Genomic DNA, 15,347 nt, shown 5'->3' with positions numbered 1-15,347 from the left:
ACCTGCGGCACCAATCAGTTGTGCGCAATTGAATTGCGTACTACTGTTCCCGGCATGCGAGAGAGCACCGCCCTCGACCGGATGATCTGCTTCCAGCTCTATGCGGCCAGCCGGGCGATGACCTCGCTCTACCGGCCACACCTCGACCCCCACGGCCTCACCTACCCCCAATACCTCGTCATGCGCATCCTCTGGCACGACGGCCCCACCACCGTGCGTGACCTCGGCCGCACCCTACGACTCGACTCCGGCACCCTCAGCCCCCTCCTCAAACGACTCGAGAACCAGGGCCACATCCGCCGCGAACGCGGCACCCACGACGAACGCACCGTCTGCATCCACCCCACCGAGACCGGCACCCGCCTGCAGACCGACATCGGCGACCTCAGCCACGCCCTCGCCTGCGCCACCGGCCTCACCAACGACGAGCTCCACCAACTACACACCCTGCTGCACCGCGCCAACGGCACAGCACCCACCCCTCCCGGAGGAACCCCCGCATGAGCACCCTCTACACCGCCTCCGCCACCGCCACCGGCGACGGCCGCAACGGCCACGTCCGCTCCAGCGACGGCGTCCTCGACCTCGACCTCGCCGTCCCCAAGGAGCTCGGCGGCGCCGGCGGCGCCCACACCAACCCCGAACAACTCTTCGCCGCCGGCTACGCCGCCTGCTTCCACAGCGCCCTCAAGCGCGTCGCCAGCAGCCAGAAGATCACCCTCACCGACACCGCCATCACCGTCGACGTCGGCATCGGCCCCCTGCCCACCGGCGGCTTCGGCCTCTCCGTCACCATCGAAGCCGAACTCCCCGGCCTCGACGAGACCACCGCCAAAGCCGTCCTCGACGCCGCCCACCAGCTGTGCCCCTACTCCAACGCCACCCGCGGCAACGTCGAGGTCCAACTCACCGTCGCCTGACCCACCCCGCACCCGTGCCGGGCCACGCCACCACGCGCGGCCCGGCACAATGCCGTCCACACCCGGCCACCACCTCAACCCCGATGCTCACGCATCCACCCCGTCGCGAAATCCACCACCGCACGCTGCGACATCAACCGCGACGTCGCCCCACCCACCAAACCCACCGACACCGGCCCCACAACATCGAACGCCGCACCGATCTCCCCGAAATCCGACGAGTCACTCGCCGGCGCCGACCACGTCACCCACCGCACCGCACCATCCGGATCCCGCACCGCCGCACCGTTGGCATCCATCCTCGGCCGCACCTGCCGCGTCTCCGACAGATGCATCGACGTGTTGTTCGCATGCCCACACCCGATCAACAACACCTTGCCGTCCAACCGGTACACCACACCCAACGGCGACCCGTCACCCAACTCGTCCTCCACCGGATGCCGCGCCACCACCTCCGCCGCCCGCGCACCCACCGCCGCGAACGACACCTGCGGATGACCACTGCGCACCGCCCCCGGCCACGAACGCACCACCTCCGGCAGCACACCCACCCACCGGCTCGGCGACAACACCCGATCAAACCCCGGATTCTCACCCCGGATCACCGGCCACCACGACTCCGGCACCGGCGGATTACTCCACCCCGCCGGATCCGAGTTGTAATTCGTGTGCGTCGGCACCACCAACGTCCCCGCCGGCCCCAACACCTCCAACAACGCATGCACCACCGCCTGCACATGCCCCGCCACGAACCCGACCGACCGCAACGCCGAATGCACCAGCACCACATCACCGGCCGCCAAACCCAGCCGCCGCAGATCAACCACCAACGAACCGACCGTATGCGGCATACCCTGCCCGGCACTCTCCTGATTCACCGCGCAAGTATCCCGGCGCCCCCACCCCCTGTCGCCCCCATTAGCACCACACCCCTCACACAGCCACACACTCGGACCGCCGCCACGCCACCACCAGCAACCCACCCACCAGCACCGCCCCGAACACGTCACTGACCACCATCAACCACGGCGCCGCCACCGCATACGGCGGAGACAGAAACGCCGCCACAGCCGCCGACACCAACCCCGCACCCCACACCGCCAGCACCTGCCGCTGCGACCGCGCCCACCGCACCGCCAACACCACCACCGACAACGCCACCACCCGCAGCCCCAGACCCCACCAACCCGACCCGAAGAACCACGCCCCCACATCCACCACCAACACCGACACACCGAGAACCAGCGCACCCACCGGCGACGCACCGACCGCCCGCACCGGGGGAGCAGCCCACCACGCCACCGCCACCAGGCCCCCCGCCACCACCACGACCCCAGCCACCTGCAACGCCGACACCACCCGCCCCGAATCCGACCAATTCACCAGACTCGCCAGCAGATACAACCCCACCAGCCCCACCACACCCCGCCGCGACAACCACGGCACCCGCCGCACCGCCGGCGCCGCACACGCCTCCACCACCGCGATCGGCGCACACACACTCAGCCACACATGGTTACGCACGAACTCGAACAACTGCTCGGCACTCAACCCCCACCACGGCACCCACGTCGCCTGCGCCGCACGGTTCCACTCCGCGAACTGCGTACCCGCCAGAGCCGACCGATCGAACAGGCTCTGATCCACCAGACCCGCCTGCACCAACCCGAACGCCGCCGCCAGCAACACCATCACCGGCCACCCACCACCACGCCGCCGCGCCACCTCCCGGATCAGCACCGCGACGCTCCCATACAGCGGCCCCAGAAACAGCAGCACCAACGGATAGTCGACGACCGTGAACCCACCCCACACACACTCGGCACACCACGTCGCCAGCACCCACAACGCCACCACTCGCATGCCGACCACCCTGCCGGGACACCACCCCCGCCCACCAGCTACCGAAGTCGACGAAACCGGTCCATCGGTATCGAACCCACCGCCATACCAAAGTCACCCGCCAGCCCGCCAAATCAATCGACGCACCCGACCCGCAACTGCCATCCTGCCGCCATGACCGAAGACCTCAGGCAGCGGCTACACCGGGCACGCTTCCCCAGAAGCGCCGGCTACGACCCCCAGTGGATGGCCGACAACTGGATGGGCCCCAACGCCCTCTGGCTACTCGAATGGCTCTGCTCCGGCCTCGAGCTGACCCCCGGCGCCCGCGTCCTCGACCTCGGATGCGGCAGAGCCCTCACCTCGATCTTCCTGGCCAAGGAATTCGACGTCCAGGTCGTCGCCGCCGACCTGTGGATCACACCCACCGACAACTGGCACAGAATCAACGCCGCCGGCCAGGCCGACCTCGTCACACCGCTACTGGCCGAAGCACACGACCTACCATTCGCCGAGGGCTACTTCGACGCCATCATCAGCGTCGACGCCTACCACTACTTCGGCACCGACGCCCTCTACCTGCCCTACCTGAGCCGCTTCCTGACCCCCGGCGGCCACATCGGCATCGCCGTACCAGGACTCACCACCGAACTCGACGACGCACTACCACCACACCTAGAACCACACTGGGAACCGGACTTCTGGGCCTTCCACTCACCCGCCTGGTGGCAACAGTTGTGGAACCGCAGCGGCGTAGTGGACAACGTGCGCGCCGACTTCCTGCAGGACGGGTGGCGCGACTGGCTCGACTGGAGCGAAGCCGTCCTGGACACCACCGACAACGAAGCCGCCCAACGACTCGCCCCCCGCGAAGTCGCGATGCTGCGAGCCGACACCGGCCGACACCTCGGCTTCACCCGCGTCATCGCCCGACGCACCTGACGAGAGCCTTCACACCACCGGCTCGACGACGACGGCCACACCCCACACAGGGGAGTGGCCGTCATCCGAACCCGAGAACGCACTCAATCGTCGTCGTCCCCACCATCGTCATCATCATCGTCGTCCTGCTCGCCACCAGGGCACCCGGTCAACGTCGTCAACGTCGCCACACCCCCGGCCACCAGCAGCACCCGCCCGAACAGCGACCGCCGACTGAACTTCTCCTCGCTCATACCCGGGATTCTGGCAGACCCTCCATCACCCCAGCTCACTCAACACCCGATTAGTCCGATTAGCCTGAACCGCCGCCCGCTGCTGCTCCGCCGTCACCTCGATATACGACTGCGACGTCGCCAACGACGCATGCCCCAACAACCGCATGATCTCCGACGCGTTCGCCCCGTCCTCCGCCAACCGCGTCGCAAACGTATGCCGCAACGCATGCAACTGCGCACCCCGCGGCACCCGATCCCCGACACCCGCCCGCCGATAACACGACCGCACCAGATACTGCAGACCACCCCGCTGCAACGCCGCACCACGCCGATCCACCAGCAGGGGAGCGGTTGCCGCCACCCGCCCGAACCGCACCCGCCGACTGTCCAGATAACGCCCCACCGCCGCATCCAACCCCGACTCGATCGGCACCGTCCGCGGCCGGCCACCCTTACCCGCCACCTCCACCCGCCGCTCACCGGGCCGCCCACTCACCGCACCCACCCGCAACGCCAACATCTCCGACAACCGCAGACCGGCACACAACGCCAACGCCAGCACCACCACATCCCGCTCCGGCCACGGATCACGCTGCGTGTCATCCACCGTGCTCACCGCCCGCAACAACACCTCCGGCGTGTCCTCACCCCTCAACGGCTTCGGCACCAGCGCCGTCGTCCGCGGCTTGTCCACCGCCGACATCGGATTGCCCGGAATGACCTGCTCCGTGACCAGGAACGTGAAGAACGCATTCCACGACGACCAGGCCCGAGAAACACTCGCGGGGGAGCGGGACGCCGCGAAACGCGCAAAAGCCCCCCGCAAGACGCGAGGGGAGAGGTCACTCACCGTGAGCGGAGCGGGCTCGGCGAGCTGCGCCACCAGATGCAGATCACGGCGGTACGCCGACAGCGTGTGCACCGAGGGTTTCCGGGTGGCCCGCGCCGCCAGGAACTCGTCGATCAACTCAGCGATTGACATATCGTGCATAAGGCATATTATGCACGACTTTGAGACGTTTGTCCTGGTCCAGGCGTGATCCATAACGCTCGTACCCACCATAGGCCCGTTGTCCGATTCCCGGATCCGTCAGGTCCGCAGCCGCCGGACACCTCATGATCGCCGCCCAGCGCCGGCCTCGCCGTCGCCCAGGGCGGGGAGGCGCTTTCGCAGGCAAGGCAACCTCGCCGGGGCAGGCCCGGGCGGGGTCTACGCCCGCCGGTCGATGCCGTTAAGCGGGCCGCCGTCTCTTGTGCGCGGCCAACCGACTGTCTGTTCGCCCACGTCAAGGCGGTGTCGGCGACGGGTTCGGCAGGCCCGTGCAACCACTCCGCATCGGCGTAAGTAGGCGTCGCAGGCCAGTGTGGGGCAGGGCCGCCAGGACCCCCTCCCGGAGCTGAGTTGACATAATATACATTATCGACCTGGGAAATATCGTCGCGGGCAGCGGGTCCGGCCCGGTGTTTCCTCAAGGCTGGCCGGAGCCGGATCTAGGAACGCTGCGCACGCGAACAAGCGTCGAATGGCGCCGCCGGGCTTGTGGCCATACTGGGCAGACGTCGGCTCAGCGCTCGGATTTGTCTGGTCCGGCAGTCGGCAAGGTGCGCCGCACGGTCTGATCTGTTTGACGCGACGCAGCGCGAGCTTGCGGGGGGCGACCGCCTCTCCCCTGTTTTGTCGAGGGCGCCCCTGTGAGAGGGGTGCCGGTGGCTGCGAATCGGAGGGGTTGACCGAGCTGAACGCCGGGTGGGCCGGGGGCGTTCTGTAGGCGGGCGCGGCGGCCGGGATCGCCATCCGTTCGGGGCCCTGGAGTGCCTCTTGACCTTGTCCCTCTCCCCCGCGTCCGTCCCTGCTCGCGCCCGCTGATCCGTCGTCGCGCCTTGCTGCTCGGCGGGCGGGGTCATGCGGCGGCTCCGAAGCCTGGATAGTACGTTTGACGTTATATACCGGGTACATTACTGTCGCGGCATGCAGGAACCTACCTTCTTGATCCTCACCGCCCTGGTGGCGCAACCACTGCACGGCTACGGGATCATTCAATCGGTCGCTGAGATCTCCGACGGCGAGGTCAAACTGCGGGCCGGGACGCTCTACGGTGCCTTGGACCGGTTGGCCGAGCAGGGCCTGATCGAGGTCGATCGGGAGGAGGCTGTCGATGGCCGGTTGCGTCGCTACTACCGGCTCAGTGACAGCGGTGCGGGGGCGCTCACCACGCAGGTCGACCGGCTGCGCCGTAACGCCGCGGCCGCCGAGGGGCGGCTACGGCGGCGCTCCGCCGGGGGTGTCGTTCCCGGGATGTCCTTCACCGGTGTCGATGCGGCGGTCCGTGCTCTGATCGGTGGCCTTGCGTGACCGGGGCGGCCTGGCCGGTCGGCGAGGCCCGGCTGGAGCGGCACTATCGCCGTCTGCTGCTGGCTTATCCGCGCCGTTTCCGTCGCCGGCACGGCGCCGAGATGGTCACCACGTTGGTGGAGATGGCGGAGCCGGGCCAGACCCGTCCGGCGGCGCGCGACGTCTGGCATCTGTGTGTCAGTGGGGTGCGGCAGCGTTTTCGTCTGCCGGCGGGTCGCCCGCTGGCGTGGGTCGGTGCGGTGCTGGTCGCTGTGATCCTGGGTGGGTTCGGTGCGTTCGTCGGTTCGCGGGCGGCCGGGCTGTCCTTCCCGGACCTGCCCGACGACGCCCGGGTCGCCGCTCTGACGGAGCTGGCGGTTCCCGGGGGCTCGGGTTTCTCGCTGGACCGTTCGGATTCGGCGTGGAAGGGCGCTGTTCCCAACGTGTCCGGCGTCGTCGACGTGCCCGCATGGACGCCCGAGCTCAGCCGGGACCGGTTGGCGGCCGACGGGTGGCGGGTCACCCCCGTGTACGAGGTGCCTGGGGCGTGGTCCGGGGCTGACGGTGTTCAGACGCCGCTGCGGGGGTTCGCGTTCGACGGCGTCCGCGACGGGCTTCATGTGCGGGTCGGCGGGTATGCCTCGCCCGGGTCCGCGACCGTTTCGGTGGTCTTGTCGCCGGTGGACACCGGCGCGGTTCTCCCTGCGGTGATCGCCGGTGGTGTGCTCGGGTTTCTCGCGGGCTGGCTCATCGCCGCCGCCGGTGCACACCGGATACGTCGGTTGCCCGTGGTCCGTCGGTGGGCTGCGGTGGTCGTGTCCGGGCTGGCCATGGCGACGCTTGTCGTGCCTGCCTCGGCCCTGTACATCCTCGCGGCGCGGGATGTGAGTCTGTCGGGTGGTGTCGTGCGAGTCCTGCACGACGCGGTCAATGCCGGCCCCTACTGGTCTGTCGTCACGCCGTGGACGTTGGTGCAGCTCACTGTTGTGGGCTTCGGGCTGAGCGTCGCGGCTTGGGCGGTGATGGGTGGCCGCCATCGGTCGGAGGTGGTGGTGGGCCAGACGCCGACGCCGGGATAGTCACGACTCTGGATCGGGCGCTACGCGGGGGTCGACCTCGCCGGTGTCATCACGTCGAGCCGTCACGGGGGCGGTAGCGACGTGTTTCACCCATGAACTGATCGTCCGGCCCGGTCGGCGCCCACAGCGCGTGGACCGGGCCGGACTCTGTTCGTCTACGACCAGGCGTCGAGCCGTGTCATCAGGGCGTCCGGTCCTGTTTCATGCCGCGCGGTGTGAAACGGGACTGTGGGGTCGGGCGGTGAGATCCGCCGGTGCGCGGGTCCTGGACCGGTGCTCCCCGTGTGCAGCGTGTTGAAGATCCTGGCTCGCCTCACCGGCGTCGTTGACCGGGTCGTCGCGTTGCAGCATCGGGAACGCGTCGTGGGCGGTGGTCTCCCGGGTGGGGGTCGAGGCGATCGCCCGCGGGGATGTCCGGCCGCTGCGGCCGTGGTTTGGTGCGGTCCGTCGGTGGCCGTGGTCGGCAATGGCGTTGATGGTCAACGGCTTGGTGTCGGGCGGCATCGGCGGATGGTCGGATCGGAGCATCGTGACGATCCCGAGGATCAGGTCCGGTCCAGACCTCTGGTGAGTGATCAGGGGTCGGGTCGGGGGCTCGCCGTGCGGGTCGTGAATCGGGTCGACGACATGCATCCTGTGGCGGCCAGCCCGCGGCCGGGCGGGGCTGCGCTGGCCTGAGGTCGGCTGTTCGGGGTGCAGGCGGCCGGGGGTCGGATGCGGCGCTGTGAGGTCGGGTCGTGTCGGGTCTATTCGGTGGCGGCGAGGAAGTCGGAGTAGAACAGGCCGAGGCCGGCCGCTACGCAGACGCCGGCAATGGTCCAGAAGCGGACGACGATGTTGACTTCGCTCCAGCCGACGAGCTCGAAGTGGTGGTGCAGGGGCACCATGCGGAAGACGCGTCTGCCGGTGGTCTGGAAGGAGACGATCTGGATCACCCAGGTGACGGTGATGATGAAGAAGAGGCCGCCGATCAGGATCGACAGCAGGGTGGTGCGGGTGGCCACGGCGAGTCCGCCGATGAGGGCGCCGAGGCCGAGTGCTCCGACGTCGCCCATGAAGATGCGGGCTGGGGAGGTGTTCCACCAGAGGAAGCCGACGCAGGCGCCGGCGGCGGCTGCGGCGATCATGGCGATTTCCAGGGGGTCGCGGACCTGGTAGCAGTAGTCGTTGGTGCGGGTGTAGGTGTCGTCGGCGCACCAGTGCCGGTATTGCCAGTATCCGATCAGTGCGTAGGCGCCGAGTACGAGGGTGGAGGCGCCGGTGGCGAGTCCGTCGAGGCCGTCGGTGAGGTTGACGCCGTTGGACATTGCGGTGATGACGAAGACGAAGACGATGACGGAGCCGACTTTGCCGACGTTGAGCCAGCTGATGTCGCGGATGAAGGAGATGTTCTCGCTGGCGACGGTTTGGCCGTTGGTGCTGGCCATGTAGAGGGCGGCGATGCCGAAGCCGGTGCCGATGACGGCTTGGCCGAGGAGTTTGCCTTTGGCGGAGAGGCCGTCGGAGTTGCGTTTGCGGACTTTGAGGAAGTCGTCGATGAAGCCGACGGCGCCGCAGAAGACGAGGAGGCCGAGCAGGACGAGGGCCGTCATGGTCGGTTTCTCTTGGGCGATTTGTCGTTCGGGCAGGGTGGTGAGTGCGAGGTGGCCGGCGATGTAGGCGATGAGGGTGGCGACGATGAATACGACGCCGCCCATGGCGGGGGTGCCTTTCTTGCCGTCGTTGGAGGCGAGGCCGAGGGAGCGGATGGGTTGTCCGGCTTTGAGTGCGGTGAAGACGCGGATGGCGATCGGTGTGCCGAACAGGGAGATGACGAAGGCGACGGCGGTCGCGACGATGACGGCTCTCACGGGCGGGTCTGGGTTTCGTGGGGGTGGCGCTGGTGGCCGGTGGTGTGGGTGTGGGGTGGGTCGGCGGCGTCGGTCACGGGGCTCGATCCTGCCATCCGGTGGTGATCGGGTTGTTGCTACTCCCCTGTTGTCGGCGGTCGGGAGGCCTCTTGCGTGGGCCGGGTTCGGGTGGGGCGTACGGGATGAGGGGTTTTAGGGTTTTGGGATGTCTGATTCTTTGACGTTCGTCGCTGCGGCTGATGGTCGGTGGCGGGAGCGTGGTCGTGCGGTGGTGGAGCGTTTGCGGGCGGCTTTGGGGCCGTTGGCGGTGCGGGTGGAGCACATCGGGAGTACGGCGGTGCCGGGGATGGCGGCGAAGCCGGTTTTCGATGTGCAGGTGAGTGTGGTGGATCTGGAGGTGGCGGTGGCTGCTTTCGATGGTCCGTTGGCGGGGTTGGGGTTTGTTCGGTTGCCGTATGAGGGTGACCATGTGCCGGCTGGTTGTGGGGATGGGCCGGGGTTGTGGGTGAAGCGGTTCTGGTGTTTGCGGGGTGTGGGTGTGGTGGAGCCGGTGAATTTGCATTGCCGGTTGGTGGGGTCGCCGAATGAGCGGTTGGCGTTGTTGTTTCGGGATTGGTTTCGGGCGCATCCGGCGGCGGTTCCGGCGTATGGGGCGTTCAAGGTGGCGTTGGCGGCGGCGGTGTCGCAGGACTTGGGTGTTTATACGGATGTGAAGGATCCGGTGGTGGATCTGGTGGCGGTGGTGGCTGAGGAGTGGGCCGCGGTTTCGGGTTGGTCGGTGTGAGGTGGGGCTGGGGCTACCTGGTTTCGGGGTTGCAGGGGTAGTGCGGGTGGGTGGGGTCGGGCGGTGTACTCGGCGGCATGTTTCTTTCGCGGGGTGTGCTGGTCGGGGCGTGGTGTTGGGTGGTTGCGGCGCCGTTGTTCGTGGTGGCGAATGTGGTGGTGGGTGCGGGGTGGGCGGAGCCGGGGTTTGATTGGGCGTTTCATAACGTCAGTGATCTCGGGAATGTCGGGTGCGGGGTGTGGGATGTGTCTCGGCCTCGTTATGTCTGCTCCCCCGGGCATGACGTGATGAATGCGGCGTTCGTCGTGACGGCGGTGTTGTTGGTGGTGGGTTTGTTTCTGGTTCGCCGTTTGGGGGCGGTCGGGCGGGGTGCTTGGTGGTTGATGGCGTCGGGTGCGGTGGGTTTGGGATTGGCGGGGTTGTTTCCGGCTGATGTGGACGAGAACTGGCATGTGTTCGGGGCGGTGCTGGTGTTCGTGGCCGGTAATGCGGGGTTGGTGCTGGCGGGGTGGGGTGTCGGGGGCTGGCGTGGGTGGGTGACGTCGGTGTCGGGGGTGGTCGCTCTGGTGGCGGCGGTGTTGTTTCTGCGGCAGGTGGGGTTGGGTGTGGGGGTGGGTGCGGTGGAGCGGTTGGCGGTGTTTCCGTTGTCGGTGTGGGCGTGTGCGGCGGGTGTGGATGTGCTGGTGCGTGGCCGTGTTGTCGCCGGGGGTGAGGTGTGGTGATGGTGCGGTGGGTGACGGGTTTTCTGGATTCGCCGTCGCGGGAGGCTGAGTCGTTCTGGGTGGCGGTGACGGGGTGGTCGTTGTCGCGGCGGCGGGCCGGTGGTGTGTTTGCGACGTTGGTGCCGGTGCGGGGGGATGCGTGTCTGCGGGTGCAGGTGGTGGGTGACGGTGTGCCGCGGGCGCATGTGGATCTGCATGTGGAGGATGTGGCGGGCGCGGCGGGGCGGGTGGTGGGGTTGGGGGCGTCTGCGGTGGCTGATCTCGGCGATGTGCGGGTGTTTCGCTCCCCCGCTGGGATCGTGTTCTGTCTGGTGCCGTGGGGTGGGGAGTCGGTGCGGCCTTGTGGGGCGGTGAGTGTGGTGGATCAGTTGTGTCTGGATGTGCCGGCGGGGGTGTATGAGCGGGAGGTGGCGTTCTGGTCGGCGGTGACGGGGTGGGCGGTGCGGGGCTCGGATCTGCCGGAGTTCTCGTTCTTGGAGCGGCCGTCGGGGCTGGGGATGGGGTTGTTGTTGCAGCGGATCGGGTCGGGTCCGGCGGGGGTGCATGTGGATTTCGCGTGTGTGGATGTGGATGCCGAGGTGGCGCGGCATGTGGGGTTGGGGGCGGGTGTGGTGCGGCGGGTGCCGGGTGATTGGACGACGTTGCGGGATCCGGTGGGGCGGGAGTATTGCGTGACGGGGCGTCCGCCGTACTCGTGTTGATCATTTCGGTGTGGTGTGCGGTTGTTGTCGGTGGGTGCTGGTAGAAAGAAGCCGCTCTCATACAGGCGTACGAAGGTGGTGGGGTTTGTGACGGCGGCAGGCGTGGAGGCCGGTGGGCTGACCGCGGACGAGTTGCAGCAGGTTCGGGACGCGCTGGCGGCCGGTCGGAAGCCTCGGGTGCAGTTCACCGATGCGGCGGGGCAGATCTCCGGGCAGATCGGGCAGGTGGTCGCTCTGGAGGATCCGGCGGTGTCGGATGAGTGGGTGGTGGTGAGGTTCGGGCGTGACGAGTTGCCCTTCTCCCCCGGTGATCTGCGGATCGCGCCGAAGGGTGCGGTGCCGAGGAAGGCGGCCCCGGTGGTGGTAGAGCCGGTGGAGCCGGTGTTGTCGGGTCCGGAGTTCCTGATCGACAAGCCGCTTCCGGTGAAGCCGCCGGCTCCGCGTAAGAGTGAGGAGGAGGTGCCGGTGACGGCTGCGCGTAAGGCGGCGCGTCCGGTGAAGGCGAAGCCGGGTCCGAGTTTGACGGTGACTCTGGCCTACGGTGAGGGCGAGTGGACGATCGCGGCCAATCAGGGTGCGAAGGCGTTGGCCCGGCCGTATGTGATTCGTCCGGCGGAGGCGTTGAAGATGGTGTCGCTGATCGACATGCCGGGGGTGCAGGAGGCGGTTGATCAGATCATGGCGGCGGAGCGGGCCGAGGCGGAGCAGCAGGCGCAGCGGTTGCGGGCGGAGCTGGCTGAGGTGGAGGCCCGCCTCGCGGAGTTGGGCGAGGCGGGCTGAATCGGCTGGTGTGGTGGTGGGGCCGGGCTCAGTGGAAGTATTTGAGCCCGGCGACGCCGGCGATGACCAGGAGCAGGCAGATGATGCGGGGCAGGCTGGCCGGTTCGTTGAGGGCGATCATGCCGACGAGGGCGGTGCCGACGGCGCCGATGCCGACCCATACGGCGTATCCGGTGCCGACGGGGATGGTGCGCAGGGCGTAGCCGAGGCCGCCCATGCTGAGGATGACGGCGACGCCGAAGACGGCGGTGGGTGCGGGTCGGGTGAAGCCGGCGCTGCGGTCGAGGGCGATGGCCCAGACGGTTTCGAGCAGGCCGGAGATGATCAGGACGAGCCAGGCCATGACGGGTCACCTCGGGGGCGGTCGTCTTGTCAGGCCGGGTACGACACGCAACTCGTCCGGGGCTTCGTGGTCACGAGCCGTTTCCGAGGTTAGCCACTCGACGGCGGGGGTGGGAGCGGTCGGGCCGGTCGGGTGATCGATCACACCGTCCCCCGGCGTCGGTGGGTGCTCAGGGGCAGGTGATGCGGGGGTTGTCGGGGGCGAGTTGTCCGGCGGGGTTGGTGAGGTAGAGCCATACGTGCAAGTCGTAGTGGACTGGCATGGGTGGGGCGCCGGCGGGGACTTCGTGGCCGGTCATCGGGCCGTCGAAGGGGTGGCCGAACAGGGTGGGCCGGTCGGGGTCGGTCGTGAGGTTGCCGTCGGCGTCGGCTTTGAAGTATTCGATGCCGGCGAGGCGGATGCTGTTCTTCGGGCCGGGCACGTAGAGCAGGACTTCGGGCCAGACGGGGTCGATGGCGGGGGCGGCGGCGAGTTTCGGGTTGAGGTAGTGCCATCCCATGCCGGGTGTGCACAGTTCGGTGGGTAGGTAGCCGGTGGCGATGGCCTCGTCGACGTCGGTGAAGCGTTTGGTGGCGTCGATGAGGACTTTGCGTTGGGCGGCGCTGAGCCGGGCGGGTTCGGGCGTCGTGTGGTCGAGCCTCGTCTGGTCGACCCTCGGGTGGTCGAGCCTGGGGTCGGCGGCGTGGGCGGGTTCGGCGACGGCTGAGGTGAGGGCGCAGGTGGCGGCCACCGCGGCGGTCAGGAAGCGTGTGATCATGCAGGTCAGGGTGGGTCACCGCGGCCGGGGTCGTGCGGGTTTCGCCGGGGAGTCCATCCCGTGTGGTGATGGTGGCCCGGGTGGGGGCTGCGATCCTCGGACTGCGCTGCCGCGCTCGGGTGGTGGTCAGTGCCGGTGGCGTACGCGGGACAGGTCGTGTGGGCGGGACCGGTCGATCACTTTCGGGGTCTGCATCTGGTCGTGGCGCAGCGGTGTCAGGGTCTCGTCGAGAGCGTCCATGATCAGCCGGGTGGCGTGCAGAGCCTGGGCGCCGGGGGTGCCGGTCTGTGCGGTGCTGAGGTCGACCGGGTGGTCACCGAAGCGGACCTGCACCACGGGGCGGGTCAGTAGGGCGCGCAGGAGGGCGCGGCCGGCGTGTTTCGGGGCTTGCCACGGCATGACGGCGTGGGTGCCCCATTGGGCGACCGGTAGGACGGGTGCGCCGGTCATGTGGGCTATCCGGGCTGTTCCGGTCTTGCCGCGTTCGGGCCACATCCAGGGGTCAAGGCCGATGCGGCCTTCGGGGTAGACCAGTACGGCGGAGTTCTCGGCGAGGGCTTTCGCGGCGTTGGGCAGGGCGTCGGCGACGTGGGCGGTGTTGCGGTCGACGCGGATGTGCCCGCAGTGCCGCATGATCGCGCCGAGGACGGGTGCGCGGAAGACGCCGCCGGTGGCCATGAAGCGGGGCACGATGCCGGTGTGGTGGCACGCTGCCATGATGACGAGCGGGTCGATCGGGCTGACGTGGTTGGCGGCCAGGATGACCGGTCCGCCGCGCAGGTGCTCGGGCAGGCTGCCGGACACCCGTAGGCGGGCGAACGGGATCAGCACGATCCGGGCGGCGGCGAGCAGCCACCGCCATAGTCGCGGTGCTCGCCAGGTAGGTGGGCTGTCCATGAGTCTCGAATGATCGCATGCCCGCCTCTGGGCCGGGGCGGCTGACCTGTCTGTCAGCCGGTGAGGGCGGCGGCGATGCGGGCGGCGGCGGTGGCCGGGTCGGTGGTGGTGGTGTCGACGCTCAGGTGGTAGGTCATGCCGTGGTGGGCGTGTCGGGCCGACCAGCGGGCCAGGCCGGGCCGGTTGCCGCGGGCGTGTTCGCGGCGGGCCAGTTCGGTGTCGTCGCAGTACACCCCGACGTACAGTGGCCGCCATGGGGTGAGCACGTGCAGCCAGTCGTCGCGGATGTGGTCGCTGAGCAGCATCTCGTCGATGATCACCGGGTTGCCGGCGGCGAGGAGGGCGGTGACGGCGCGGTGGAAACCGGTCAGCATGCGGGTGCCGATGTCGCCGTGGGTGATGCGTAGCATCGGGTGGCCGTCGTCGTCGGGTAGCCGGTCGTAGGCGAATCCGAGGTGGCGCATCTGTCCTTCGGGGCCGCCGGCCCACCGGTCGGGGACCATCGTGAAGCAGGTGTCCAGGCCGAGCAGCATCATGGGTTCGCCGGTGAGGTTCTGCAGGGCCCGGCCGAGGGTGGTCTTACCCGCGCAGGAGGCGCCGTTGAGCATTACCACCGGTGGTGTCGAAGCGGTCACGGGCCTGATTGTGCCGGTGTGTGGCGGGTGTCGACGGTGGCGGTCAGCTGGGGGAACGCTGGCGTAGGTAGGCCAGGACTGCTTCGCGGGTGGTGCGGACCCCGAACAGGGCCCGGGCTTCGGCGATGCGGCGGTTGGCGGTGCGCAGCGACAGGAACTCGGCGGCGGCCGCGGCGGCGATGGTGTCGCCGGCGGCGAGCCGGTCGAGGAGGGCGCGTTGTTCGGGGATGAGGTTGGCGATGGTGTCGGAGCCGTCCATGCCGCGGTGGACCGGGCCGAGCCGGGACAGGTCGTCGATGAGGGCGCGTCCGGCGGGTGACTCGGGGTCGCAGACGGCGACGACGCCGGCGCCGCGGGCTGCGGCCAGGACGGCGAGTTGCGCTGATTCGAGGTCGTCGTCGCTGATGCGGGCGTGCAGGATCAGGTGGGCGGCGCCGACGTCCCAGGACGGGTCGGGTAGGGCGAACCCGGCCCGGGTGGTCCATCCGTCGCGGGCCAGGCGCCGCAGGACGGTGTCGGCTTCGGCGGAAGTGGCGACCACGTGACGT

Annotated in this window: 19 protein-coding genes and 1 riboswitch; of the genes, 9 read left to right on the top strand and 10 right to left on the bottom strand. The window is 68.8% G+C overall.

The annotated features are described in order from the left end of the window. The first annotated feature begins 54 nt into the window (after window positions 1-54). Window positions 55-504: a MarR family winged helix-turn-helix transcriptional regulator gene (locus ACQPZW_RS23320; protein ID WP_433797050.1), complete on the top strand. Its 450-nt coding sequence runs from the start codon at window positions 55-57 to the stop codon at window positions 502-504. Further along, the gene (locus tag ACQPZW_RS23315) at window positions 501-920 is read left to right on the top strand and encodes an organic hydroperoxide resistance protein (RefSeq protein ID WP_433797049.1); all 420 of its coding nucleotides are present in this window, start codon (window positions 501-503) and stop codon (window positions 918-920) included. The genes ACQPZW_RS23320 and ACQPZW_RS23315 overlap by 4 nt, the downstream gene beginning before the upstream one ends. A gap of 74 nt (window positions 921-994) precedes the next feature. On the opposite strand, the gene ACQPZW_RS23310 is transcribed toward ACQPZW_RS23315, so the two are convergent. Next, window positions 995-1,798, bottom strand: a complete 804-nt coding sequence (locus ACQPZW_RS23310) for an aminoglycoside N(3)-acetyltransferase (protein ID WP_433797048.1) — start codon at window positions 1,796-1,798, stop codon at window positions 995-997. Window positions 1,799-1,853: 55 nt separating this feature from the next. Then, window positions 1,854-2,783: a hypothetical protein gene (locus ACQPZW_RS23305; protein WP_433797047.1), complete on the bottom strand. Its 930-nt coding sequence runs from the start codon at window positions 2,781-2,783 to the stop codon at window positions 1,854-1,856. Window positions 2,784-2,936: 153 nt separating this feature from the next. Between ACQPZW_RS23305 and ACQPZW_RS23300 the strand changes: the two genes are divergently transcribed. Continuing rightward, the gene (locus ACQPZW_RS23300; RefSeq protein ID WP_433797046.1) at window positions 2,937-3,704 is read left to right on the top strand and encodes an SAM-dependent methyltransferase; all 768 of its coding nucleotides are present in this window, start codon (window positions 2,937-2,939) and stop codon (window positions 3,702-3,704) included. Window positions 3,705-3,787: 83 nt separating this feature from the next. Here ACQPZW_RS23300 and ACQPZW_RS23295 read toward each other — a convergent pair whose 3' ends face one another. Both ACQPZW_RS23295 and ACQPZW_RS23290 read right to left on the bottom strand, forming a co-directional pair. Next, complete coding sequence (locus ACQPZW_RS23295; RefSeq protein WP_433797045.1) at window positions 3,788-3,937, bottom strand: hypothetical protein; 150 nt, start codon at window positions 3,935-3,937, stop codon at window positions 3,788-3,790. Between the two features lie 25 nt (window positions 3,938-3,962). Further along, a complete protein-coding gene (locus ACQPZW_RS23290) occupies window positions 3,963-4,910 on the bottom strand; it encodes a tyrosine-type recombinase/integrase (RefSeq protein ID WP_433797044.1) in 948 nt (315 codons plus the stop codon). Between the two features lie 978 nt (window positions 4,911-5,888). Here ACQPZW_RS23290 and ACQPZW_RS23285 point away from each other — a divergent pair. Both ACQPZW_RS23285 and ACQPZW_RS23280 read left to right on the top strand, forming a co-directional pair. Then, window positions 5,889-6,272 (top strand): PadR family transcriptional regulator, encoded by a 384-nt coding sequence (locus ACQPZW_RS23285; RefSeq protein WP_433797043.1) that lies wholly within the window; start codon window positions 5,889-5,891, stop codon window positions 6,270-6,272. Further along, a complete protein-coding gene (locus ACQPZW_RS23280) occupies window positions 6,269-7,330 on the top strand; it encodes a hypothetical protein (RefSeq protein ID WP_433797042.1) in 1,062 nt (353 codons plus the stop codon). Before ACQPZW_RS23285 ends, ACQPZW_RS23280 begins: the two co-directional genes overlap by 4 nt. A 746-nt stretch (window positions 7,331-8,076) precedes the next feature. Here the strand turns inward: ACQPZW_RS23280 and mraY are convergent. Then, window positions 8,077-9,180: a phospho-N-acetylmuramoyl-pentapeptide-transferase gene (gene mraY, locus ACQPZW_RS23275; protein WP_433797041.1), complete on the bottom strand. Its 1,104-nt coding sequence runs from the start codon at window positions 9,178-9,180 to the stop codon at window positions 8,077-8,079. A 205-nt stretch (window positions 9,181-9,385) separates the two neighbouring features. On the opposite strand from mraY, the gene ACQPZW_RS23270 reads away from it, so the two are divergent. The 4 genes from ACQPZW_RS23270 to ACQPZW_RS23255 all read left to right on the top strand — a co-directional run bounded on the left by ACQPZW_RS23270 (window position 9,386) and on the right by ACQPZW_RS23255 (window position 12,167). Continuing rightward, window positions 9,386-9,964, top strand: coding sequence for a GrpB family protein (locus ACQPZW_RS23270; protein ID WP_433797040.1), 579 nt, complete (start codon window positions 9,386-9,388; stop codon window positions 9,962-9,964). Between the two features lie 77 nt (window positions 9,965-10,041). Next, window positions 10,042-10,686 carry a DUF998 domain-containing protein gene (locus ACQPZW_RS23265; protein WP_433797039.1) on the top strand — a complete coding sequence of 215 codons (645 nt, stop codon included), beginning with the start codon at window positions 10,042-10,044 and terminating at the stop codon, window positions 10,684-10,686. Continuing rightward, window positions 10,686-11,387, top strand: a complete 702-nt coding sequence (locus tag ACQPZW_RS23260) for a VOC family protein (RefSeq protein WP_433797038.1) — start codon at window positions 10,686-10,688, stop codon at window positions 11,385-11,387. The genes ACQPZW_RS23265 and ACQPZW_RS23260 overlap by 1 nt, the downstream gene beginning before the upstream one ends. A gap of 102 nt (window positions 11,388-11,489) precedes the next feature. Further along, window positions 11,490-12,167 (top strand): hypothetical protein, encoded by a 678-nt coding sequence (locus tag ACQPZW_RS23255; RefSeq protein ID WP_433797602.1) that lies wholly within the window; start codon window positions 11,490-11,492, stop codon window positions 12,165-12,167. Between the two features lie 28 nt (window positions 12,168-12,195). Here ACQPZW_RS23255 and ACQPZW_RS23250 read toward each other — a convergent pair whose 3' ends face one another. The 5 genes from ACQPZW_RS23250 to ACQPZW_RS23230 form a co-directional block, all read right to left on the bottom strand. Continuing rightward, window positions 12,196-12,510 carry a DMT family transporter gene (locus ACQPZW_RS23250; RefSeq protein ID WP_433797037.1) on the bottom strand — a complete coding sequence of 105 codons (315 nt, stop codon included), beginning with the start codon at window positions 12,508-12,510 and terminating at the stop codon, window positions 12,196-12,198. A 14-nt stretch (window positions 12,511-12,524) separates the two neighbouring features. Further along, window positions 12,525-12,592: riboswitch (guanidine-III (ykkC-III) riboswitch) on the bottom strand. Between the two features lie 87 nt (window positions 12,593-12,679). Next, window positions 12,680-13,267: a hypothetical protein gene (locus ACQPZW_RS23245; RefSeq protein ID WP_433797036.1), complete on the bottom strand. Its 588-nt coding sequence runs from the start codon at window positions 13,265-13,267 to the stop codon at window positions 12,680-12,682. Between the two features lie 126 nt (window positions 13,268-13,393). Next, window positions 13,394-14,164 (bottom strand): lysophospholipid acyltransferase family protein, encoded by a 771-nt coding sequence (locus ACQPZW_RS23240; RefSeq protein ID WP_433797035.1) that lies wholly within the window; start codon window positions 14,162-14,164, stop codon window positions 13,394-13,396. A gap of 53 nt (window positions 14,165-14,217) precedes the next feature. Further along, window positions 14,218-14,799, bottom strand: coding sequence for a phosphotransferase-like protein (locus tag ACQPZW_RS23235; RefSeq protein WP_433797034.1), 582 nt, complete (start codon window positions 14,797-14,799; stop codon window positions 14,218-14,220). Between the two features lie 43 nt (window positions 14,800-14,842). Beyond that, window positions 14,843-15,340, bottom strand: a complete 498-nt coding sequence (locus ACQPZW_RS23230; RefSeq protein WP_433797033.1) for a LuxR family transcriptional regulator — start codon at window positions 15,338-15,340, stop codon at window positions 14,843-14,845. Between the last annotated feature and the right edge of the window lie 7 nt (window positions 15,341-15,347).

It is taken from the genome of Actinoplanes sp. CA-252034 (assembly GCF_050956125.1).
Classification (GTDB): domain Bacteria; phylum Actinomycetota; class Actinomycetes; order Mycobacteriales; family Micromonosporaceae; genus Actinoplanes.
Note: the sequence above shows the minus strand (reverse complement) of the source record. Positions and strands in the feature narration are given on the sequence as shown.

Excerpts from the sequence above, each read along its gene's own strand:
- ACQPZW_RS23295 (WP_433797045.1), bottom strand. The coding sequence starts at position 3,937 with ATGAGCGAGGAGAAGTTCAGTCGGCGGTCGCTGTTCGGGCGGGTGCTG.
- ACQPZW_RS23240 (WP_433797035.1), bottom strand. The coding sequence starts at position 14,164 with ATGGACAGCCCACCTACCTGGCGAGCACCGCGACTATGGCGGTGGCTG.
- ACQPZW_RS23290 (WP_433797044.1), bottom strand. The coding sequence starts at position 4,910 with ATGCACGATATGTCAATCGCTGAGTTGATCGACGAGTTCCTGGCGGCG.
- ACQPZW_RS23260 (WP_433797038.1), top strand. The coding sequence starts at position 10,686 with ATGGTGCGGTGGGTGACGGGTTTTCTGGATTCGCCGTCGCGGGAGGCT.
- ACQPZW_RS23305 (WP_433797047.1), bottom strand. The coding sequence starts at position 2,783 with ATGCGAGTGGTGGCGTTGTGGGTGCTGGCGACGTGGTGTGCCGAGTGT.
- ACQPZW_RS23265 (WP_433797039.1), top strand. The coding sequence starts at position 10,042 with ATGTTTCTTTCGCGGGGTGTGCTGGTCGGGGCGTGGTGTTGGGTGGTT.
- ACQPZW_RS23245 (WP_433797036.1), bottom strand. The coding sequence starts at position 13,267 with ATGATCACACGCTTCCTGACCGCCGCGGTGGCCGCCACCTGCGCCCTC.
- ACQPZW_RS23320 (WP_433797050.1), top strand. The coding sequence starts at position 55 with ATGCGAGAGAGCACCGCCCTCGACCGGATGATCTGCTTCCAGCTCTAT.
- ACQPZW_RS23285 (WP_433797043.1), top strand. The coding sequence starts at position 5,889 with ATGCAGGAACCTACCTTCTTGATCCTCACCGCCCTGGTGGCGCAACCA.
- ACQPZW_RS23315 (WP_433797049.1), top strand. The coding sequence starts at position 501 with ATGAGCACCCTCTACACCGCCTCCGCCACCGCCACCGGCGACGGCCGC.
- ACQPZW_RS23270 (WP_433797040.1), top strand. The coding sequence starts at position 9,386 with ATGTCTGATTCTTTGACGTTCGTCGCTGCGGCTGATGGTCGGTGGCGG.
- ACQPZW_RS23300 (WP_433797046.1), top strand. The coding sequence starts at position 2,937 with ATGACCGAAGACCTCAGGCAGCGGCTACACCGGGCACGCTTCCCCAGA.
- ACQPZW_RS23250 (WP_433797037.1), bottom strand. The coding sequence starts at position 12,510 with ATGGCCTGGCTCGTCCTGATCATCTCCGGCCTGCTCGAAACCGTCTGG.